Genomic DNA, 21,564 nt, shown 5'->3' on the forward strand with positions numbered 1-21,564 from the left:
GTCTTGTGAATGATTATTGCTCAAGGTTGATGCTCAAGCCGAGACCGCGAAGCTCATGGAGCAACACGTTGAGTGACTCGGGGATACCTGCCTGCGGCATAGGCTCGCCCTTGACGATTGCCTCGTAAGCCTTGCTGCGGCCGTTGACATCATCACTCTTGATGGTAAGAATCTCCTGGAGGATGTGGGATGCGCCGAATGCTTCGAGCGCCCAAACTTCCATCTCTCCGAAACGCTGACCACCAAACTGAGCCTTACCACCGAGAGGTTGCTGAGTGATAAGCGAGTACGGACCGATTGAACGGGCATGCATCTTGTCCTCGACCATGTGACCGAGTTTAAGCATGTAGATGATACCTACGGTCGCCGGCTGGTCAAATCGCTCGCCTGTACCTCCATCATAGAGGTAAGTCTTTCCATATCGGGGAAGACCTGCCTTGTCAGTCCACTCGTTAAGGTCATCGAGGCTCGCTCCGTCGAAAATCGGAGTAGCAAACTTCTCGTCAAGAATAGCACCCGACCATCCGAGAACTGTCTCGAATATCTGACCAAGGTTCATACGAGAAGGCACACCAAGCGGGTTAAGACAGATGTCAACAGGAGTACCGTCGGCAAGGAAGGGCATGTCTTCCTGACGCACGATACGCGACACGATACCCTTGTTACCGTGACGGCCCGCCATCTTGTCACCTACGCTGATCTTACGCTTCTTTGCCACATAGACCTTAGCCATCTGCATGATACCGGAGGGAAGCTCGTCACCGATTGAGATGTCAAACTTCTTACGGCGCAGCTCGGCATCGATTTCCTTAGACTTGCGCAAGTAATTTACAATAGTGGCGCGGATAAGCTCATTAGCATGGGCATCGGCGGTCCACTTAGACAGATTCACGGTGTCAAAGTCGATATCCTTCAACGCTCCGGGGGTAAACTTGGCACCCTTGGCGATAATGTCGGCCCCGAGGAAGTCTTTCACGCCCTGTGAAGTCTTGCCCTCGGTAAGCACCATGAGCTTGTTGATAAGAATATCCTTCAGCTCGCCCTGCTTAACCTCATACTCCTCGTCAAGCTTGGGAAGCTGAGCATTGGCACTCTTTGTCTTCTTCTTTTTAGCTGCACGGGAGAAGAGGTTGGTACCGATTACCACACCCTTCAGTGACGGGGTAGCCTTCAATGAAGCATCCTTTACATCACCGGCCTTGTCGCCGAAAATAGCGCGGAGAAGCTTCTCTTCGGGGGTGGGGTCTGACTCGCCCTTAGGCGTGATCTTACCTATCATGATGTCACCGGGAGCTACATGGGCACCGACGCGTATGATACCGCGCTCGTCAAGATCCTTGGTAGCGTCTTCGCTGACATTAGGAATATCGCTTGTCAACTCTTCCATACCGCGCTTTGTCTCGCGCACTTCAAGAGAATACTCGTCGACATGAACAGAGGTAAGTATATCCTCGCGCACGACGCGCTCATTAAGCACGATAGCATCCTCATAGTTGTAACCCTTCCAGGGCATGAACGCAACTTTCAGGTTGCGACCAAGCGCAAGCTCGCCATTTTCGGTAGAGTAACCCTCGGTGAGAATCTGACCGAAAGTAACACGCTGACCCTTTTCACAAATAGGACGAAGGTCGATAGTAGTGCTCTGGTTGGTCTTGCGGAACTTAGGTATGTGGTATTCTTTTACAGCATCCTCAAACGCTACAAATTCCTCGTCCTCGGTGCGGTCATAACGGATGCGGATAACCTTTGCATCGACAAACTCAATCACACCGTCACCCTCGGCAGTAATCTGCGTGCGTGAATCGCGGATAAGCTGTCCTTCCAGACCGGTACCTACGATAGGAGCCTCTGAACGAAGCAACGGCACTGCCTGGCGCATCATGTTAGATCCCATCAACGCACGGTTAGCGTCATCATGCTCAAGGAACGGGATAAGTGACGCAGCGATAGAAGCGATCTGAGTCGGCGACACATCCATCAGGTTAACCTCACCCGGAGCCACAATCGGGAAGTCGGCGTCAAGACGCGCCTTCACGCGGTCACGCACAAAGCTTCCGTCGGGATTAAGGGGCGCGTTACCCTGGGCAATCACCTGACCCTCTTCAACCTCAGCGGTAAGATATACGATTTCATCGTTATTGATATTTACCTTGCCATCGTCAACCTTGCGGTAGGGAGTCTCGATAAATCCGAGATCATTGATTTTGGCATATACGCAGAGTGAAGAGATAAGACCGATGTTAGGACCTTCAGGAGTCTCAATCGGACAAAGACGTCCGTAATGGGTATAGTGAACGTCACGAACCTCGAAGCCGGCACGCTCACGAGAAAGACCGCCGGGGCCAAGTGCCGACATACGGCGCTTGTGGGTCATTTCCGCAAGGGGGTTGGTCTGGTCCATGAACTGAGACAACGCATTTGTACCAAAGAATGTATTGATAACCGACGAAATTGTCTTCGCGTTGATAAGGTCGATAGGAGTGAAGTCCTCGTTGTCACGGACGTTCATACGCTCACGTATGGTACGTGACATACGGGCAAGACCCACGCCAAACTGATTGTAGAGCTGCTCGCCCACTGTACGCACACGACGGTTGCTCAAGTGGTCGATATCATCCACGTCAGTCTTCGAATTGATAAGCTCGATAAGATACTTGATAATGGCGATGATGTCTTCCTTGGTAAGGACCTTGACATCCATAGAAGTACCAAGATCAAGCTTCTTATTGATACGATAACGGCCCACCTCGCCAAGGTCGTAACGCTTTTCCGAGAAGAAAAGGTTGGTTATGACCTCGCGTGCCGACGCGTCATCCGGCGGCTCCGCGTTGCGCAGCTGCCTGTATATATATTGGATTGCCTCCTTCTCAGAGTTGGAGGTATCTTTTTGCAGAGTGTTGAAAATAATCGAGTAGTCGCTGGTATTTGCATCTTCCTTGTGAAGCAACACAGTCTGCGCGCCTGATTCGATAATCTCGTCGATGTGCTCTTCCTCAAGCACAGTCTCACGGTCGATTACCACATTGTTACGCTCGATTGACACAACCTCGCCGGTATCTTCGTCTACGAAGTCCTCTACCCAGGTCTTCAGGACACGGGCTGCAAGTTTTCTGCCAACAGCTTTCTTCAGGTTGGTCTTGTTGACCTTGATTTCCTCGGCAAGACCGAAAATCTCGATTATATCCTTGTCACTTTCCAAACCAATCGCACGGAGAAGCGTTGTAACAGGGAGCTTCTTCTTACGGTCGATATAGGCATACATGACGTTATTAATGTCAGTAGCAAATTCTATCCATGAGCCACGGAAAGGAATGATACGTGCAGAGTACAGTTTCGTACCGTTGGCATGAGTGCTCTGACCGAAGAACACACCGGGTGAACGGTGAAGCTGAGACACCACGACACGCTCGGCACCATTGATGACAAAAGTGCCTTGAGCAGTCATATAAGGAATCGGACCCAGGTATACATCCTGGATCTTCGGTTCGAAATCCTCATGATCGGGGTCGGTACAATAGAGCTTTAGTTTAGCTTTGAGGGGCACACTGTAGGTGAGTCCGCGCTCGAGACACTCCTCGATTGTGTAACGCGGCGGATCGATGTAATAATCCAAGAACTCAAGTACATAGTTGTTGCGGGTGTCCACAATGGGGAAATTTTCCGCAAACACCTTGTAAAGGCCCTCATTATTTCTTTTTTCCGGAGGAGTGTCAAGCTGTAGGAAATCCTGGAATGACTTGAGCTGCACCTCGAGGAAGTCAGGGTAAGGAAGCGGATTCTTTACCGAGGCAAAATTTATACGGGGTTTAGAAGATGAAACTGACATTAAAAAAAATGTTAAGGGGAACTCAACTTAAATTATAGCACAAAAAGGTTAAGAATCATCACAAAAAATGATTCTTAACCTAATTACCTGGTTAACAGGCAATATTATTTAAGTTCAACTTCAGCGCCAGCTTCTTCCAACTGCTTCTTGAGGCCTTCAGCATCAGCCTTGGCAAGACCTTCCTTAACTACGCCGGGAGCACCGTCAACGAGTTCCTTAGCTTCCTTCAAGCCAAGACCGGTAAGTTCCTTAACGAGCTTAACGACTGCAAGCTTGCTTGCGCCAGCTGACTTGAGGATAACGTCAAATGAAGTCTTCTCTTCAGCTGCGGGTGCACCTGCTGCGGGACCTGCTGCTACAGCAACAGCTGCTGCTGCGGGCTCGATGCCATACTCATCTTTAAGGATCTGAGCAAGTTCGTTTACTTCTTTTACTGAGAGGTTAACTAATTGTTCTGCAAAAGCTTTTAAATCTGCCATTTTTGTATGATTTAATTGAGTTATTTTTCTTAAATGATTGATTATTTATTGGAGAGTGTCTCAAGGATACCGTGAAGCTTGGTACCGCCCGAAGTAAGGGCAGAAACCACGTTCTTGGCGGGTGACTGTAGAAGAGCCACAACGTCAGCGATAAGCTCGTTCTTGCTCTTGATGCTTGCAAGGGTGTCAAGCTGGTCAGCGCCTACATAAACAGTCTCTTCCACAAATGCAGCCTTCAGGCGGGGAAGCTGAGCTTCCTTATCCTTTTTAAGCACATCCTTGATGAGCTTTGCAGGAGCGTTACCTACATGTGAGAACATCACAGAGGTTGCACCCTTCAGGCAGGGATAAAGCTCTGAATAGTCATAGTCAAGTGACTCGAGAGCCTTGTGGAGAAGTGTATTCTTTACAACAAGAAGCTTAATGTCAGCCTTGCTGCAGGCACGGCGGAGGTCGCTTGTCTTCTCTGCGTCAAGACCTGCGGTCTCAACAAGATAGAAGCAGGGATATTCCTTAACGGTTTCCGCTATTTTCTCTATAATAATACCTTTATCTTCCTTTTTCATTTTACTTAGTCATTTAGGGTTAAGCATCGATTGACTTTGAGTCAACCTTGATACCGGGACTCATTGTGCTCGAAAGATAAATACTCTTAATATAGGTACCCTTTGCAGTAGCAGGCTTGAGCTTAATCAACGTGTTGATGAACTCACGTGCATTGTCACGCATCTGCTCGGGTGTAAATGACACCTTGCCGATTGAAGAGTGAACAATACCGTTCTTGTCAACCTTGAAGTCAATCTTACCCTTCTTTACCTCCTCAACCGCCTTAGCGACATCGTTGGTAACAGTTCCGCTCTTGGGGTTAGGCATGAGGCCGCGGGGTCCGAGGACACGTCCGAGGGCTCCAATCTTACCCATGATAGCGGGCTGGGTGATGATTACATCAACGTCAGTCCATCCACCTTTGATTTTCTCAATATATTCATCAAGTCCTACGTAATCGGCACCTGCAGCCTTGGCAGCGCTCTCGGCGTCGGGGTTGCAAAGAACCAATACGGTAGTCTGCTTGCCTGTTCCATGAGGCAGAGTAACGACACCGCGTACCATTTGATTAGCCTTACGGGGATCAACGCCAAGACGTACATCGATATCAAGCGAAGCGTCAAATTTGGTATAGGTTACTTCCTTTACCTTCTCTGTAGCCTCAGCCAAAGAGTAAGCCTTCCCAGCTTCAATCTTCTGTAAAGCCAACTTTTGATTTTTAGTAAGTTTACCCATGTCAATTGAAGTTTATTAGTTATTTTCAGGGAATGCCCCCTTTACGGTGATACCCATGCTTCTGGCTGTACCGGCAACCATGCGCATTGCCGACTCAACATTAAAACAGTTCAAATCGGGCATTTTGTCCTCAGCAATCGCCTTCACCTGCTCCCAAGTGATTTCTGCCACCTTCTTACGATTAGGCTCTGCAGAACCGCTTTTGAGCTTAGCCACCTCAAGAAGCTGAATAGCTACCGGAGGAGTCTTTACAATGAAGTCAAAGCTCTTGTCGGTAAAGTAAGTGATTACTACCGGAAGCACTTTGCCTGCCTTGTCCTGGGTGCGGGCGTTGAATTGCTTGCAAAACTCCATGATGTTGATGCCCTTAGAACCCAGAGCGGGACCTACTGGCGGCGATGGATTTGCTGCTCCACCTTTAATCTGCAATTTGATCTGTCCAGCAATTTCTTTAGCCATTTTTTAATACAAATTTTGTTGGGTTAAACGTGCGGATAACCGGTTTACATAACTCGTAACCGTTATTTAGCCAATTCCCGCTCTACTTGCGAAGCCTCCAATTCAAGAGGTGTGCTACGACCGAAGATTTTCACTTCAACTTTCAGCTTGCGCTTCTCCGGGTCAAGATCTACAATCTCGCCGTTGAAACCGCTGAACGGTCCAAATGTCACCTTCACATGCTCGCCGACAAGGAAGTCGCCAAAGCCGTCATCGTTAGCATCGTTAATCTCATCAGCAGCACCTAACATGCGCATAACCTCGCTCTGGCGGAGAGGTTCCGGAGCAGAGCCCTTACCCCTTCCTCCGAGGAAGTCAATCACGTTGGTGGTGTTGCGAAGTTCATGCATAACCTCGCCCTGAAGATCAGCCTCTATAAACACATAGCCGGAATAAAGGTTGCGTTCTTTTACAACCCTCTTCCCGTTACGCGTTGTAACCACTTTCTCTGTAGGAATCAAGACTTGAAACACGTAGTTGCCTAAGTCTGTGTTCTTGATTGCAGCATCAAGAAGTTCCTTAACCTTAGCTTCTTTTCCTGATATGGCGCGAAGCACATACCATTCTTTCTTTCTTTCAGCCATTGCGACTACGTTTTAAATCTTAAAGACCGTAAATAAAATGCATGAAGTGGTCGATTATCTGATCAAATACAAGTATTATAAGCGCTATAATTATGGAAGCAATAAGCACTATACAGCTACTCTTGATCAGCTGGGTCTTGGTAGGCCAAGAAGTCTTATATCGAAGCTCGGTATAAGACTCCTGTATATCCGTAAGCAATTTTAATTTCTTCATTTCTTATACTTTGGCACGGGACGAGAGACTCGAACTCCCGACACCCGGTTTTGGAGACCGGTGCTCTACCAACTGAGCTAGTCCCGTATATCGGGGAGTGTCAGAGACACCCCCGAGTTTATTTATTAGTCAAGGATTTCAGTAATCTGACCAGAACCTACGGTGCGACCACCTTCACGGATAGCGAAACGGAGACCGAGGTCACAAGCTACAGGGTTGATGAGCTCAACGTTGATAGCAACGTGGTCACCGGGCATTACCATCTCCACTCCGTCGGGGAGAGTAATCTCACCGGTCACGTCAAGTGTACGGATGTAGAACTGGGGACGGTAGTGGTTGTGGAACGGAGTGTGACGACCACCTTCTTCCTTCTTCAGGATATAAACCTGAGCCTTGAACTTGCTGTGAGGCTTAACAACTCCCGGGTGACAGATTACCATACCACGCTTGATATCCTTCTTGTCGATACCACGGAGAAGAAGACCTACGTTGTCACCGGCTTCACCCTGATCGAGGAGCTTGCGGAACATCTCAACACCGGTAACAACCGACTTGAGGTCAGCACCAAGACCCATGATCTGAACTTCGTCACCTACCTTAACGATACCAGTTTCGATACGACCTGTAGCAACAGTACCACGACCGGTGATTGAGAACACGTCCTCAACAGGCATCAAGAAAGGCTTGTCAATATCGCGGGGAGGCAGAGGAATCCACTCGTCAACGGCAGCCATAAGCTCCATTACCTTCTCTACCCACTGAGGCTCGCCGTTAAGCGCACCAAGAGCAGAACCACGGATGATAGGAGTGTTGTCGCCATCATACTCGTAAGAAGAAAGAAGGTCACGCATTTCCATCTCAACAAGGTCAAACATTTCTTCGTCGTCAACCATGTCACACTTGTTCAGGAACACAACGATACGGGGAACGTTCACCTGACGAGCGAGAAGGATGTGCTCGCGAGTCTGGGGCATAGGACCGTCAGTTGCAGCAACCACGATGATTGCACCGTCCATCTGAGCAGCACCGGTTACCATGTTCTTCACATAGTCGGCGTGTCCCGGGCAGTCAACGTGAGCATAGTGACGATTTTCAGTCTCATACTCAACGTGAGCAGTGTTAATTGTGATACCACGTTCCTTTTCCTCGGGAGCGTTGTCAATCTGGTCGAATGACTTAACTTCAGAAAGACCCTTTTCAGCGAGCACCTTAGTGATAGCTGCAGTCAGAGTGGTCTTACCGTGGTCAACGTGACCGATAGTACCGATGTTAACATGCGGTTTGGTTCTTTCGAATTTCTCTTTAGCCATAACTATTGTTATTTTATTGTGTTGTGATTAAAATTATCTTTTTCAACAAAGCGCCACGAAAGCGTATTCGCCCCCGAGGCATTCATTGCAAATCAGAGCCGATGGCGGGATTTGAACCCGCGACCTCTTCCTTACCAAGGAAGTGCTCTACCCCTGAGCTACATTGGCGTTGTTTTCCTTTGAGCGGAAGACGAGGCTCAAACTCGCGACCCTCAGCTTGGAAGGCTGATGCTCTATCAACTGAGCTACTTCCGCATTATGTGGGCGAAGATGGATTCGAACCACCGAAGGCATAAGCCAGCAGATTTACAGTCTGCCCCATTTGGCCACTCTGGTATTCGCCCGATACCTTTGAGCCTCTTGTCGGATTCGAACCAACGACCCCGAGATTACAAATCACGTGCTCTGGCCAACTGAGCTAAAGAGGCATTTTGAGTATCTTGTCGCTTAACCGCCGTTATGACTGTCAAGCGGGTGCAAAGTTACGCATCAATTTTATTCTATCCAAATTTTTAACGATAAATTTTCATCCGTTTTAGCATTTTAAACGCCAAATGGCTTTTATTCTTCTCATTAAGTCAATTCAGACAACAAAGCCTCTGCTTTGCGAGTGCAAAGTTACACATATTTTTCTATATTCAGCAAGCGAACTCGATATTTTTTTGTATGTTTGCATTAATCAATCAAAATATATACATATTATATAATGAAAACAGATATCAAATCAAGACTGGAGGCTCTGCGTGCAGAGATGGATAAAGCCGGCGTAGACTTAGCCGTCATCCCCCACGCCGACCCTCATCAGAGTGAATACATGTCAAGCCACTGGCATCTCCGCGGTTTTTTCAGCGGATTCACCGGCTCGGCGGGCACATTGGTGGTCGGCAAAGAGGAAGCATGCCTGTGGACCGACTCCCGCTACTTCCTCCAGGCAGCGCAGCAGCTTGAAGGGACCGGCATAAAATTAATGAAGGAAGGCATCCCCGGCACTCCGGAAATATCGGAATATATCATCAAAAGCCTGCCTGCCGGGGCGACCGTAGGCATTGACGGGATGCAATTCTCGATAAACGCCGAGAACAGCCTCCGCAAGGAGCTGAATGCCCATGACATAGAACTCGACACAACATTCCGTCCGGCAGACGCCATCTGGACCGACCGCCCGGCTCTCCCGGCAAATAAGGCTTTTATCCATGAACTTAAATACTCAGGAGAAGCCACTGCCGACAAAATCTCAAAAATCCTTAACGCCATCAACCAAAAAGGAGCTGATTCAATACTTGTGTCGGCTCTTGACGAACTCGCATGGACTCTTAACCTGCGTGGAAGCGACGTAAAATACAATCCTGTCGTCACGGCTTTTCTATATCTTGGCAAAGAAAACTCCACATTGTTCATTGACGAAATCAAGCTCGACGACAAGACAAACGCATATCTTACCGCCAACGGAATCTCCACCGCTCCATATGACGGCGTGGCTACATTCTTGAGCCGGCTGCCTGAGACAGAAAAGGTTCTCGTTGACCCGGCATCTACATCAAGCGCAATGGCAAGCCCGCTCGGCAACCGCATGGTGACAGAGAAATCGCCTATCCCTCTGATGAAAGGCGTTAAAAACGAAGTGCAGATTGCCGGGATTCACGCGGCAATGAAGCGCGACGGAGTAGCTCTCGTCAGAGCGATGATGGACATCGAGCAGATGCTTTCAGAAGGAAAAACCTTGACAGAGATGGAGGTGGGAAGAATCCTCACACGCCGACGCAGCGAACAGCCGCTCTATTTTGACGACAGCTTCGGCACAATCGCCGGTTATCGCGGTCACGGGGCTATCGTCCACTACGAGGCTACGCCTGAAAGCGATTCCACGATAGAACCCGACGGACTCCTGCTCATAGACTCGGGAGCGCAGTATCTTGACGGCACCACCGACATTACGCGCACGATAGCGCTCGGATCGCCCACAGAAGATGAGCGCCACGACTTCACCCTTGTGATGAAAGGTCACATAGCCCTTGGCTCCGCAATATTCCCCGAAGGAACGCGCGGATCGCAGCTCGACGCGCTCGCCCGCCACTTCCTGTGGAACGAAGGCAAAAGCTATCTTCACGGGACAGGTCATGGAGTAGGACACTTCCTTAACGTACACGAAGGTCCTCAGAACATTCGCCTTAACGAGAATCCTGCCACCCTTGTGCCGGGAATGCTCACGTCCAACGAACCGGGACTTTATATCACTGACAAATATGGTATCCGTTGTGAAAACCTCATCTTGACCGTCCCCGCGTTTACCACAGAGTTTGGCAACTTCTACAAATTCGAGACCGTCACCTTGTTCCCGTTTGACATCAAGCTCTTTGACGTAAACATCATGACGGAAGAGGAGATATGCTGGCTCAACGCTTACCACAAGCGAGTTTATGACACTCTTTCTCCCGAGCTAAACAAGCAGGAATGTGAGTGGCTTGAAAAAAAGACTATTCCTTTAACTAAAGACATTCAGTAATGGCACTAATAAAATCAGTCAGAGGATATACTCCTGAAATAGGCAAAAACTGCTTCCTCGCCGACAATTGCACAATAATAGGCGACGTAGTGATGGGCGACGATTGCAGCATCTGGTTCAACACCGTACTGCGTGGCGACGTAAACTCGATAAAAATCGGCAATCGTGTCAATATCCAGGACGGCTCGGTGCTTCACACACTTTACCAGAAGTCGACTATCGAGATCGGTGATGACGTGTCAATCGGACATAACGTCACCATCCACGGCGCCAAAATCCATGATTTCGCGCTCATCGGCATGGGAGCCGTCGTAATGGACGATGCAGTCGTAGGCGAAGGCGCGCTTGTCGCAGCCGGAAGCGTAGTGCTCTCCCGCACCCAGATAGGACCCAACGAGCTATGGGGCGGTGCGCCGGCAAAATTCATCAAGATGGTAGACCCGGAACAGAGCAAGGAAATGAACCGAAAGATCGCCAAGAACTATCTTATGTATTCAACATGGTATGATGCCGAAGCCGACAACGACGCAGGCGTCGCCGCTGAAGAAGGCAGACAGTAAGACATCAGCGACCGTAAACATGAAGCGGGGCTCACCTTTGAAGGTGAGCCCCGCTTTAATAATTTCATTCAGTCATCAAGCGGCTGATAGCTGATTGTGAACCCTATTAACGGCATTCTGGAGATAGAGCGACTTGCAGAAAACCACAAGATACATAATGCCTAAAGTCAACGGACCAAACAAGAAAATGGTAAGCAGATAAGTTGACGCCTGAAGACCACCTATCTCACCATTCTTATAAAGATAGCGGTTACACCGGTTAATCCACTTGTAAGTCCATATGATACCATAGATTCCCAAGGTGATGATATTAAGCAAAAGATAGGTCACAAGTCCGGAAGTAGACTCGCCGTCATCCTTGCAGGCAATGTTAGTCTCCTTGGCAAAAGAGTGGATCAAATACCAGTTGTAAAGTCCGAATGTTACAAGGTTCAGAAAAAATGTCTTCCAAAATCCTCTATTAGTACATAGCATAATGATTGGATAATGCCTCTCCTTTAAGGCAGTGGTTAAAATGATAATAGATTTTCACAAATATAACCATTCATTATACAATCTATGACATCCCAGGAAGATTTTGCAGCATAATTAACACTATTTAACCGAACTGTATTTTTCTGAATGTTGCTTTATAAGCTCAGCATCGTCAAAATAGTTTATCTTCATCGCCTCACGGACCTCATGAAGCGTCTTAGCGGCAACCTCGCGAGCTTCCTCCGAACCCTTTTTCAGTATCTCATATACCGCAGGAATATCCTGCTCCCATTGCTTGCGGCGCTCACGGATGGGCACAAGCTCTTCGTCAAGCACGTTGATAAGGAACTTTTTAACAGTACCGTCGCCAAGACCTCCACGCGTATAATGATCCTTCAGCTCCTGAAGATTCTTATAATCGGGCAGATACTTGGCAAAATGCCCGTCGTTACAGAACGCGTCAAGATAGATAAACGGGCAGTTGCCCTCAAGATGACCCGGATCGGAGATATTCAGATGAAGCGGGTCGGTGTACATGCCCTTTACCTTCTTAGCCATCTCCTTTGCGGTATCGCTAAGATAGATGCAATTACCAAGAGATTTGCTCATCTTTGCCTTGCCGTCAGTGCCTGGCAGACGCAGGCAAGCTGCATTTTCAGGCAACAGGATTTCAGGCTCTACAAGAGTATCGCCATATATGTTGTTAAATCTGTTGACGATTTCTCTCGTAAGCTCAATCATCGGCGCCTGATCCTCACCGACAGGAACGGTAGTAGCCTTGAAAGCCGTTATGTCGGAAGCCTGGCTTACAGGATAACAGAAAAAACCGACAGGAATACTCTGCTCGAAATTGCGCATCTTTATCTCTGTCTTCACAGTCGGATTACGCTGCACCCTCGAGACTGTCACAAGATTCATATAATAGAAAGCAAGCTCCGTAAGCTCGGGGACCATCGACTGAATGAAGATAGTGGTTTTTGACGGGTCTATACCCACCGACAGATAATCAAGCGCAACCTCGATTATGTTCTGACGCACCTTCTCCGGATTATCGGCATTATCGGTAAGCGCCTGCGCATCGGCTATCATGACAAATATCTTGTCAAATTCGCCCGAGTTCTGCAACTCAACTCGACGTTTAAGCGAGCCTACATAGTGGCCTAAATGAAGTTTACCGGTAGGACGGTCGCCTGTCAATATGATTTTTTCCATAATTCAATATTTTATTTCTTGCCTCAAAGTTACACATTTTTCTATATATACGGCTTAAAAATAAGCCGGCAACCGGAAATTTCCGGCTGCCGAGCAAAATAGTTTTAATCCTATCGTGTCTTAAAGCTTTCCGGTAGAAAGCATCGGGAGAAGGATGTCATGTATTGCCGGAGTCGCGGCAAGCACCGAAATATTACGGTCAGCCCGGAAGTGAGTATAGCTTCCGCCTGCTTCTTCAAGGATAAGCAGCCCGGCGCTTGCATCCCACTCGTGCAGATTAAGCTCCCAGTAACCGTCAAGGAATCCGGCGGCAACGTAACACAGGTCGATTGCCGCAGAGCCAAGGCGCCTGAGCCCGCGCACACGCGGCATAATACGCGCCACGTTGTCAAGGTTATTGTCGGGATTGGAATCCTTATCGACAGGAAATCCTGTAGCGACGACACTTTGGTCAAGCGATAACTTTCCAGAAACCCTTACTCGCTCTCCGTTAAGCCATGCCCCTTCGCCTCTCACAGCATGAAAAAGCTCATTCATATAAGGAGCAAACACTACCCCTACCACAGTCTCTCCATTATGTTCAATGCCGATAGACACGGAAAACAATGGCAGACCCTGGCTAAAATTGGTGGTCCCGTCAAGAGGATCAATCACCCACCGGTAGTCGCTTTCATGTAACTCCTCGCCCGACTCCTCCGAGAGAATCGAGTGACCGGGATAAGCGCTCCGTATATGGTCGATAAGCAGTTTTTCAGCAGCCTTATCGGCGGCAGTCACAACATCGCTGTCATTCAGCTTCGACTTTATGTCAAGCTCCGAGCCGCGGAAGTAGCGCATATGCACCGCCCCCGCCTCACGCGCCCAAGACATCGCGTCGAGCAATAAGGAAGAGTAATTCATATAGGTCAATTAATTAAAGCAGTCTCTATATAAAATATCTCTTACAGCCAATTTGTTTAATCCTGCTTCTCTTCAATTGGGAGCTGACGCTTGAACACTTCCTTAAACGAGATGAGCGATTCAGTGCGGGCAAGGCCGAGACCCTGAAGCTGCTCGTGGATGATGTGAAGCAAGTGGTCATTATTGCGGGCATACAGCTTTATGAACATGTCATACTGACCTGTCGTAAAGTGAACCTCCACCACTTCGGGGATAGCGCGCAGACGCTCCACTACTTCATCAAATTTACTCGGGTCCTTGAGGAAAAATCCGATATAGGCGCAAGTGTCATAACCTACCGAAGCAGGATTGATAAGACACTCAGAGCCACGGAGCACACCCATTGCCATAAGTTTTTGTATACGCTGATGGATTGCCGCCCCTGACACATTACACTCACGCGCTATTTCAAGAAACGGTTTTCGTCCATTGGTGGACAATGTCTTTAAAATTTTGTAGTCTAAAGAATCTAATTGAGCCTTAGCCATAAACTAATATTTTAAGGTTGTTGTTTATACTTTATTAAACTTTTAATCAATCACGATAGCAAATTTACACAATAAAATTATTTTTTTTGAGTTTTTTCGGTTAAATTTATATTGTAATTTAATTTTAATTTAACTTTGTGAAATGAACGTCACGCTTGGCCACATACAGCTAACCACTCTGAACCTCAACAAGTTCAAGGAGATATACGAGGATTCATTCCCCGTTGACGAACGCCGTCCGTGGGATGAACTTAAAAAACTGATTTCCACCGGCAACGGTTTCTTCAAGGCATTTTCTATCCTTGCCGACTCGCAATTTGTCGGTTTTATAACCGTCTGGGAGTTTCATGAAGCCATCTATATCGAGCATTTTGCTACCGACAAAGCATTTCGCGGCTCCGGAATAGGGTCGAAGGCACTAAACAAACTCACGTCTTCAGCCACCCGCCCGGTAGTGCTTGAGGTAGAGACAGCCGACACCGGCGACCTGGCGCGGCGCAGAATCGAATTTTACCGCCGACACGGCTTCCGCGACAGGCAAGACTTCCACTACATCCAGCCCCCCTACTCTCCGGGACTGGCATCGCTGCCGATGACATTGATGATTCATGGCGACCTTGACCCTGAGACAGCGCGCCGGCTCCTATATCGCCATGTGTACAATGCGGAGTAGACGTTTTTTTACTAATTTTGCATAACGCCAATATTCAATACACCTATGAAGAGAATAATCACCCGATATCTACCAATAGCGTTGCTTTTACTTGGAGCGGTATTGCCGGCTTGCAACCGTAATCTTGACAATAAGCCTACCATAACTGTAAGCATCCAGCCTCAGAAATATTTTCTTGAAAAAATAGCCGGCGACAAGTGGGAAGTCAAGTGCCTGCTCTCCAACGGAGCCAACCCTGAATCCTACGACCCAGCAATGACCCATCTGCTTAATCTTGAATCAAGCAAGGCTTATTTCCGCATGGGAAACATCCCCTTTGAGAGCGCCATTATCAACAAGGTACACAACAATAACCCCGCCCTGAAAATCTATAACAACTCCGAAGGCATCGAACTTATAACAGGCACTCACAGCCACGGCGACATCAAGCATGCCGACGCCCCCGACCCCCACACATGGACTTCGGTCAAAAATGCAAGAATCATAGCGACAAACATGTATAACGCGATGAGCGATCTTGACCCCAAGCATAAAGACACTTACTCGCGCAATTACCTCAAGGTGCTTGAGTCGCTCGACTCGCTTGATTCGAGCATTGACTCGCTGCTTGCGCCTAAGCGTGGTGAGTCATTTGTCGTGTGGCATCCCTCGCTAAGCTATTTCGCACGTGACTACGGGCTTCATCAGATTTCGCTGAGCCCGGAAGGGAAAGAAGCCTCAGTCAACATGCTGCAGGAAGCTGTCGATTCAGCTCGCACTTCAGGCGCCCGCGTCGTTTTCTATCAGAAAGAGATTGACTCCCGCCAAGCCGAGACAGCCAACCGGCAGATAGGAGCGACAATGGTAAACATAAATCCGCTAAGTTATAACTGGGACAAAGAAATATACAATATCGCAAATGCAATCGCAGAACACTGAAACACTCATTTCGCTACGCGGCGTGACCATGCAATTTGACCGCAAGGTCACTCTAAACGACATAAACCTTGACATATGCCGGGGCGACTTCATAGCCATAACCGGCCCCAACGGCGGAGGGAAAACCACCCTCCTGCGCATAATCCTGCGACTGCTCGACCCGTCCAAAGGGTCAGTGACATATCTTGGAGACAAGGGCAGCGGAAAACGCCTGCGCATAGGCTACCTGCCTCAAAAGAATCTTATCGACAGCAGCTTTCCGGTGACTGTAAAAGAAGTCACCGCCTTCGGACTGATGAACACCCCCGACATCACAAAAGAAGAACGGATGCGCCGCATAGACGACACGATAAGACTGATGGGGCTCTCCGACCATGCCGACAATGCGATAAGCGAGCTTTCAGGCGGACAGTTGCAACGGGCGCTGATCGGAAGGGCTATAATCTCGCGTCCCGAAGTCCTGGTAATGGACGAGCCCCTGAGCTATCTTGACAAGGATTACGAGCATAAGCTATACCATATAATCGAAGAGCTCGCGCCCACAACAACCATCATCCTCGTGTCTCACGAAATGTCGGCTATAGCAGGCATGGCAAACCGCCACCTGATTATCAACCACAGCCTGCAGGAGTGTCACGCCTCGCGTCATTACGCCCACGATGCGTGTGACTGTTGACAACACCGTTTTCTACCTGCTGCCGAGCACCAAAAAGAGCAGACCCAGAAGAAGCACCGACAGGTCGATGAGTTTGAGCTTTATATTCTTCTCGTGAAGCGCAAACACTCCGTAGATAAACGACACAATCACGCTGCCGCGGCGTATCATCGAAACAACGGCAATCATGGAGCCATCAATCGATAGCGAGTAAAAATATGCTATATCGGCAATCGTAAGAAATACGGAGATAAACGGTATCGCCCAGCTCCAGCGGAAGCGCGTCTTGCCCGGCGTCATCCTGATGACAAGCAACAGCGTGACCCCCATGATGATAAGCTGATAAAAGGAGTACCAAGCCTGCACCTGAAGTGGCTCGTAAAGTTTCAGAAGCCACTTGTCATACAAAGCGCTGACAGCCCCCATAAACGTAGCCCCTATGCTGAACCACAGCCACTTGCTGTGTTTGAATGAAAATCCCTCCCTGCTTCCCAGGCGGCTTATAAAGAACAATGACCAGAAACCGAGTAGTATACCTACCCACTGAAGCCAGTTAAGCGTCTCGCCAAAGATCAGCAATGCACCGACAAGCACAATCACCGGTCGAGCCGCGTTGATAGGTCCGGCGATAGTAAGCGGCAGATGCTTCAGTCCGAAATAACCAAGCAGCCATGACGACAGCACGATGAATGACTTGATCAATATATGGACATGACCTGTAACACCGCCGCCGAGTATCAACCCGTCGCCGGCAATACCGATGACAAGCACGGGCGACATGAGCAACGCGCTGAAAAGCGTATTATAAAACAGCACTACCGGCACATTATTGCCGTCAACAGAGATTTTCTTAAATATGTCGTAGGCGCCAAGACATAGAGCCGACACGACAGCAAGCAATATCCACATCTTCCTGTATTTTACATTAACTTACCTCAACCGCTGTATTATTTAAGAGCGTCAAGAAGCTTCTGGTTTCCTACAAGCCAGAGCACATCGTCGGCCTTAAACACCGTATTACCTGTCGGGTGGTCATAAGTGCCGTCAGGATGCTGTATAGCCACAAGCAGCGCCTTGTACTTGTCACGTATCTGTGCCGACGCCGACGTCTTCCCTACGATAGGCGACTTGTCGGTAAGCTGTATGTTGGTAAGTTTTATATCACTTATGCTGACCGTGGGAGCCTCTTCTTCATTGGACTGCTCCAGTATCGGCAGCAACTGTTCAATCTGGCTGTCAGTACCAATCACGCCAAGCACATCGCCGGGAAATATGCGCTCGTTTCCGTTAGGCACCGGGATATAGGAGGCTCCACGCTGTATGCTGGCGACATTGACCCCGTAACGCTTGCGCATGTCGGAGTCTACAAGCCGCTCGCCGACAAACGGACATCCGTAGCCCACCTCGATAAAAGCAAGATGCAGGTCGCTCACAAGATTATTGTTTTTGCCGCTACGGCGCAGCTCGCGTTCATTAAGATTGTTGAAAAAGCGCGACTCAATGTGACGCATCTGCTTCTTAAATCGTCCCGACCATGTACCGATAAGCACCATGAATATGAGGAAGCCGACAATCCAGCCCACACGCATCGAGTGGACGGCACTCAGCATGTAGATTATAAAGCCGAGGGAAAGCAGAAGGCGGAATATCGTCATCACAATGAGCGGCACGTCAAAATGAGCGTTTGCCGAGATAAGCCGCTGGCGTTCCGTATGCTTCGAGGCGGGCATGGCAAGTGCCAGCAGAAACGGAGCCATCAGCACAAGAGCCACGACACTGCATAAGAAGCGGCCCCAGCCGGGCATAATCCCGACAAGCCACGGAAGCAGGAATTTTAGACACACGAGGATAATCGCGATTATCACTGTCGAATAGAGCAATATGCGCCACAGATAGCGCTTCAACACCGAGTGCCAGAGTGTGCGCGTCTCGCTTTCCGACGCAGCCTTGTCGCTATAGCGGTCGATAAGGAAGTGGAGCCGCTTGGGCAACACCTTCTCGACAAGCTTGTAGGCGGGGTCGGCAATGCGTATGAAGTATGGGGTGGTAAACGTGGTTATCACCGATACCGCCACGACTATAGGATAGATATTGGGGTCGAGCACCCCGAGCGACATACCGAGCGAGGCGATGATAAACGCAAACTCACCTATCTGGGTAAGCGAGAATCCCGACTCCATCGCTATGCGCAGCGACTGCCCCGTGATGAGCATGCCGAATGTGCCAAACGTTATCATGCCCACAATCACGACACATGACAGGATAAGAATCGGCGACGCGTATTCAACGATTATATGTGGGTCCACCATCATGCCGACAGAGATGAAAAACACGGCTCCAAACAGGTCCTTAACCGGTGTCACTATCTGCTCGATACGCTCCGCATAACTGATGCCCGCTATTATCGAGCCCATGACAAACGCGCCGAGGGCAAGCGAAAATCCGCAGTAGACCGAGAATACAGCCATCCCGAAGCAAAGTCCGAGAGAGATGATGAGCAGGGTCTCGTTGTTAAGATAACGGCGTATGGCATTGAGAAGCGTAGGCAGCATGTAGACCCCGACAAGAAACCAGATGACAAGGAAAAACACAAGCTTGCTTATGCTGAAAAGCATCTCCGTCCCTTCGACACTCTTGTTGATTGCAACCGATGAAAGAATCACCATCATCAACACGGCAAAGAGGTCCTCGACGATAAGCACGGCAAATACAAGTGACGCAAACTTTTTCTGCCTTAGATTCAGGTCAGTGAACGCCTTTATGATAATTGTGGTCGACGACATTGACAACATCCCTCCGAGAAAAAGGCTGTTCATATTGGAGAAATGCAGGAAATGCCCGATCGCAAACCCCGACGCCATCATGCCCATGACGATTATGAGCGCCGTGACAACTGCGGAGCCGCCTACATTAAGGAGCTTCTTGAAGCTGAACTCAAGACCCAGCGAAAAGAGCAGCACCACGATACCGAGCTGCGCCCAAAACTCGATGTTGCTCTCGGTCGTGACCGACGGGAGATACTCGAAATGCGGGCTTGCAAGAAATCCCGCCACGATATAACCGAGCACGACAGGCTGTTTAAGCCACTTGAAAAGCACCGTGACAATAGCCCCGAGTATCAGTATAAACGCGAGATCCGACACAAGATTCTCCACCTGAACGTCAGAAATAGTCTCTGAAGCGGCTGCGGTGTCGCCGCCTGCCGCCGATATTAATGCAAGTATAAGTGATAGCGTCATTTCGTCGCCTGATATATATTTTTATAGATTACCGTTCTTTTTCAGTTTAGATGCTCACCTGATTGCCGAGCGATATGGCGAGTGTAGGCTTCACCTGCCTAAGGTCGGCGAAAAGGTCAAGATAGTTGGTCCGCTCCCTCACCAGTACCACAAGATTCAGCCGCGTCACGCCCGCCTCGTAATCATACTCCACATAGACATTGCTGAGATGCACGTGATGACGGCTCAACACTTCGCGATACCCGTCGATATTTTCTGTTATAGCCGACAGCTTGAGGCGGATTATGCGCGACTCCACCCCGGCGCTTATACGGTGTTCCCACCGCTCGACAAACACAAGTATCACAAGTATCAGCGCCGTAGCCACTATCGAAAGGAAATACATCCCCACACCGACAGCCATACCTATAGCCGCCACCATCCATATGCCGGCGGCTGTGGTGAGTCCGCGCACAGATCCTTTCATCTGGATTATGGCTCCCGCACCGAGAAAACCGATACCGGTCACTACCTGTGCCGCTATACGTCCCGGGTCGCCGTTTTTCAGCCCGAGATATTCCTGAGGCACATAGATTGAAAGCAGCATGGCAAGCGTGGCTCCCATTGAAATCAGGGCAAATGTGCGCACACCGGCTATCTGCCCCTTGCGCTTGCGTTCAAACCCCACGCAACATCCGAGCACAAGGCTGAGCACCAGCTTGAACACCGATGAAACATTGTTGACCTCAATCGCGTTGATGTCGTCAAGCAATATGCCCCACACGTCAGTCATCGTGATTTACTTTCGCAGGGTGAAACGTCGTGACGCAAGACGGTAATTGTCGGCAAATAGCTCTACAGTGTAGTCGCCGGGAGTGAGAGTGGTGTTGACATCCCAGTAGATATGGATGCCGGGGATTTCCTCGCCGGAATATTCGATAGTCTTGCGCGCCGTACACTGCACCGTGCCGCCCTCAAACGAGAAGGCGCCACCGGCTCCGAGCAGCGAGCCCTCCGGATTAGTGATGCGCAGATATATTGTCTTTTCTCCGACGGGTGTCGAATTATTCTGTGGAATGGTAAACGACACCTGAAGCTGCTTTGCCTTGGTGACATTTTTTTCAACCTTGCCGTTTTTCTTCAATGCCACCAGGCTCACACCGGTCACATTAAGCTTTTCGGCAAGCGTCATGCGCTCCGACAGCTCCTCGTTACGGCGTGTCGCGGTTGCCACTCGATTGGAAAGCTGCTGATTCTGCTGACGCACCTCGGCTACCTCGGCGCGCAAGCCTTCATTTTCCTTGCCGAGAGAGTCGATCTGAGTCACGTAATGGCGGAGTATGTTTTTCAGCGTGCCTATCTCATCCTGCAACTGCTTGATGCGTTGTGCGCTCTTTTTCTTCTCTGAGTTAAGTTCCTGAAGCAATTTCTCTACCTTGCTCTTTGCCGCCGCATACTTTGACACAAGCGAGTCGTTGACAAGAAGCTGCGACTGGTTTTCATATTGAGCATACTCTGTGTTCAACGCCTGATACTCATTGGCGAGTTGAAGCTGCTCGTTGGTAAGCTGAAGCTGCTCGTTGGCGAGTGTCGCCTCGCTGACCTTCTTGCTCATTGTCGTTGTGGTCAGGATTATAGCCACGACTGCTGCAGCAAGCAGTATGCCAAGGATTATAACTACCTTAAACAGTGAATTGGATTTCTTTTCGTTTTCTTCCATAAATCGCGCAAT

At 49.1% G+C, this 21,564-nt stretch carries 21 protein-coding genes and 5 tRNA genes; 5 read left to right on the forward strand and 21 right to left on the reverse strand.

Annotation, left to right across the window (positions count from 1 at the left end; translation table 11 throughout):
- Nucleotides 1–13 precede the first annotated feature (13 nt).
- From rpoB to E4T81_RS01115, 13 genes are all read right to left on the reverse strand, one after another.
- The gene (gene rpoB, locus E4T81_RS01055) at nucleotides 14–3,826 is read right to left on the reverse strand and encodes a DNA-directed RNA polymerase subunit beta (RefSeq protein WP_135040684.1); all 3,813 of its coding nucleotides are present in this window, start codon (nucleotides 3,824–3,826) and stop codon (nucleotides 14–16) included.
- 104 nt (nucleotides 3,827–3,930) lie between these two features.
- The gene (gene rplL, locus E4T81_RS01060; protein ID WP_135040686.1) at nucleotides 3,931–4,305 is read right to left on the reverse strand and encodes a 50S ribosomal protein L7/L12; all 375 of its coding nucleotides are present in this window, start codon (nucleotides 4,303–4,305) and stop codon (nucleotides 3,931–3,933) included.
- Nucleotides 4,306–4,346: 41 nt separating this feature from the next.
- A complete protein-coding gene (gene rplJ / locus E4T81_RS01065; RefSeq protein WP_135040688.1) occupies nucleotides 4,347–4,871 on the reverse strand; it encodes a 50S ribosomal protein L10 in 525 nt (174 codons plus the stop codon).
- Between the two features lie 19 nt (nucleotides 4,872–4,890).
- Nucleotides 4,891–5,586, reverse strand: a complete 696-nt coding sequence (rplA, locus tag E4T81_RS01070) for a 50S ribosomal protein L1 (RefSeq protein WP_135040690.1) — start codon at nucleotides 5,584–5,586, stop codon at nucleotides 4,891–4,893.
- 15 nt (nucleotides 5,587–5,601) lie between these two features.
- Entirely contained in the window at nucleotides 5,602–6,045 is a 444-nt protein-coding gene (rplK, locus tag E4T81_RS01075; RefSeq protein WP_135040692.1) for a 50S ribosomal protein L11, read from the reverse strand.
- 62 nt (nucleotides 6,046–6,107) lie between these two features.
- Entirely contained in the window at nucleotides 6,108–6,668 is a 561-nt protein-coding gene (nusG, locus tag E4T81_RS01080; RefSeq protein ID WP_135040694.1) for a transcription termination/antitermination protein NusG, read from the reverse strand.
- A gap of 19 nt (nucleotides 6,669–6,687) precedes the next feature.
- Nucleotides 6,688–6,882, reverse strand: a complete 195-nt coding sequence (secE, locus tag E4T81_RS01085; RefSeq protein WP_135040696.1) for a preprotein translocase subunit SecE — start codon at nucleotides 6,880–6,882, stop codon at nucleotides 6,688–6,690.
- An 11-nt stretch (nucleotides 6,883–6,893) separates the two neighbouring features.
- A tRNA-Trp gene (locus E4T81_RS01090) sits at nucleotides 6,894–6,969 on the reverse strand.
- Nucleotides 6,970–7,007: 38 nt separating this feature from the next.
- The gene (gene tuf, locus E4T81_RS01095) at nucleotides 7,008–8,192 is read right to left on the reverse strand and encodes an elongation factor Tu (RefSeq protein WP_135040698.1); all 1,185 of its coding nucleotides are present in this window, start codon (nucleotides 8,190–8,192) and stop codon (nucleotides 7,008–7,010) included.
- A 96-nt stretch (nucleotides 8,193–8,288) separates the two neighbouring features.
- Nucleotides 8,289–8,360, reverse strand: a tRNA-Thr gene (locus E4T81_RS01100).
- 14 nt (nucleotides 8,361–8,374) lie between these two features.
- Nucleotides 8,375–8,447: transfer RNA gene (locus tag E4T81_RS01105), tRNA-Gly, on the reverse strand.
- A 6-nt stretch (nucleotides 8,448–8,453) separates the two neighbouring features.
- Nucleotides 8,454–8,536: transfer RNA gene (locus E4T81_RS01110), tRNA-Tyr, on the reverse strand.
- A gap of 10 nt (nucleotides 8,537–8,546) precedes the next feature.
- Nucleotides 8,547–8,620 (reverse strand) — tRNA-Thr (locus E4T81_RS01115).
- Between the two features lie 278 nt (nucleotides 8,621–8,898).
- Here E4T81_RS01115 and E4T81_RS01120 point away from each other — a divergent pair.
- Together E4T81_RS01120 and E4T81_RS01125 are read left to right on the forward strand one after the other, a co-directional pair.
- A complete protein-coding gene (locus E4T81_RS01120) occupies nucleotides 8,899–10,695 on the forward strand; it encodes an aminopeptidase P family protein (protein ID WP_135040699.1) in 1,797 nt (598 codons plus the stop codon).
- Nucleotides 10,695–11,255 (forward strand): gamma carbonic anhydrase family protein, encoded by a 561-nt coding sequence (locus E4T81_RS01125; protein WP_135040701.1) that lies wholly within the window; start codon nucleotides 10,695–10,697, stop codon nucleotides 11,253–11,255. Before E4T81_RS01120 ends, E4T81_RS01125 begins: the two co-directional genes overlap by 1 nt.
- A 75-nt stretch (nucleotides 11,256–11,330) precedes the next feature.
- On the opposite strand, the gene E4T81_RS01130 is transcribed toward E4T81_RS01125, so the two are convergent.
- The 4 genes from E4T81_RS01130 to E4T81_RS01145 all read right to left on the reverse strand — a co-directional run bounded on the left by E4T81_RS01130 (nucleotide 11,331) and on the right by E4T81_RS01145 (nucleotide 14,368).
- Nucleotides 11,331–11,729: a DUF4234 domain-containing protein gene (locus E4T81_RS01130; protein WP_135040702.1), complete on the reverse strand. Its 399-nt coding sequence runs from the start codon at nucleotides 11,727–11,729 to the stop codon at nucleotides 11,331–11,333.
- A gap of 120 nt (nucleotides 11,730–11,849) precedes the next feature.
- The gene (gene trpS, locus E4T81_RS01135) at nucleotides 11,850–12,941 is read right to left on the reverse strand and encodes a tryptophan--tRNA ligase (RefSeq protein WP_135040704.1); all 1,092 of its coding nucleotides are present in this window, start codon (nucleotides 12,939–12,941) and stop codon (nucleotides 11,850–11,852) included.
- Nucleotides 12,942–13,061: 120 nt separating this feature from the next.
- Nucleotides 13,062–13,841 carry an inositol monophosphatase family protein gene (locus E4T81_RS01140; RefSeq protein WP_135040706.1) on the reverse strand — a complete coding sequence of 260 codons (780 nt, stop codon included), beginning with the start codon at nucleotides 13,839–13,841 and terminating at the stop codon, nucleotides 13,062–13,064.
- Between the two features lie 56 nt (nucleotides 13,842–13,897).
- On the reverse strand, nucleotides 13,898–14,368 hold the full coding sequence (locus E4T81_RS01145) for an Lrp/AsnC family transcriptional regulator (protein ID WP_135040708.1): 471 nt from the start codon (nucleotides 14,366–14,368) through the stop codon (nucleotides 13,898–13,900).
- A 142-nt stretch (nucleotides 14,369–14,510) separates the two neighbouring features.
- Between E4T81_RS01145 and E4T81_RS01150 the strand changes: the two genes are divergently transcribed.
- The 3 genes from E4T81_RS01150 to E4T81_RS01160 are packed head-to-tail and all read left to right on the forward strand — an operon-like array spanning nucleotide 14,511 to nucleotide 16,635.
- A complete protein-coding gene (locus tag E4T81_RS01150; RefSeq protein ID WP_135040710.1) occupies nucleotides 14,511–15,041 on the forward strand; it encodes a GNAT family N-acetyltransferase in 531 nt (176 codons plus the stop codon).
- 45 nt (nucleotides 15,042–15,086) lie between these two features.
- Entirely contained in the window at nucleotides 15,087–15,959 is an 873-nt protein-coding gene (locus E4T81_RS01155) for a metal ABC transporter solute-binding protein, Zn/Mn family (protein WP_135040712.1), read from the forward strand.
- Nucleotides 15,940–16,635, forward strand: coding sequence for a metal ABC transporter ATP-binding protein (locus E4T81_RS01160; protein ID WP_135040714.1), 696 nt, complete (start codon nucleotides 15,940–15,942; stop codon nucleotides 16,633–16,635). Before E4T81_RS01155 ends, E4T81_RS01160 begins: the two co-directional genes overlap by 20 nt.
- Before the next feature lie 12 nt (nucleotides 16,636–16,647).
- On the opposite strand, the gene E4T81_RS01165 is transcribed toward E4T81_RS01160, so the two are convergent.
- Genes E4T81_RS01165 through E4T81_RS01180 form a run of 4 tightly spaced genes read right to left on the reverse strand, consistent with a single transcriptional unit; the run spans nucleotide 16,648 to nucleotide 21,552 of the window.
- Nucleotides 16,648–17,523, reverse strand: a complete 876-nt coding sequence (locus E4T81_RS01165; protein WP_135040716.1) for a DMT family transporter — start codon at nucleotides 17,521–17,523, stop codon at nucleotides 16,648–16,650.
- A gap of 38 nt (nucleotides 17,524–17,561) precedes the next feature.
- Nucleotides 17,562–19,853 (reverse strand): cation:proton antiporter, encoded by a 2,292-nt coding sequence (locus tag E4T81_RS01170; protein ID WP_135040718.1) that lies wholly within the window; start codon nucleotides 19,851–19,853, stop codon nucleotides 17,562–17,564.
- A 46-nt stretch (nucleotides 19,854–19,899) separates the two neighbouring features.
- A complete protein-coding gene (locus E4T81_RS01175) occupies nucleotides 19,900–20,625 on the reverse strand; it encodes an MgtC/SapB family protein (protein ID WP_135040720.1) in 726 nt (241 codons plus the stop codon).
- 6 nt (nucleotides 20,626–20,631) lie between these two features.
- On the reverse strand, nucleotides 20,632–21,552 hold the full coding sequence (locus E4T81_RS01180) for a hypothetical protein (protein ID WP_135040722.1): 921 nt from the start codon (nucleotides 21,550–21,552) through the stop codon (nucleotides 20,632–20,634).
- Nucleotides 21,553–21,564 lie beyond the last annotated feature (12 nt).

It is taken from the genome of Barnesiella sp. WM24 (assembly GCF_004570975.1).
GTDB lineage: Bacteria > Bacteroidota > Bacteroidia > Bacteroidales > Muribaculaceae > Muribaculum.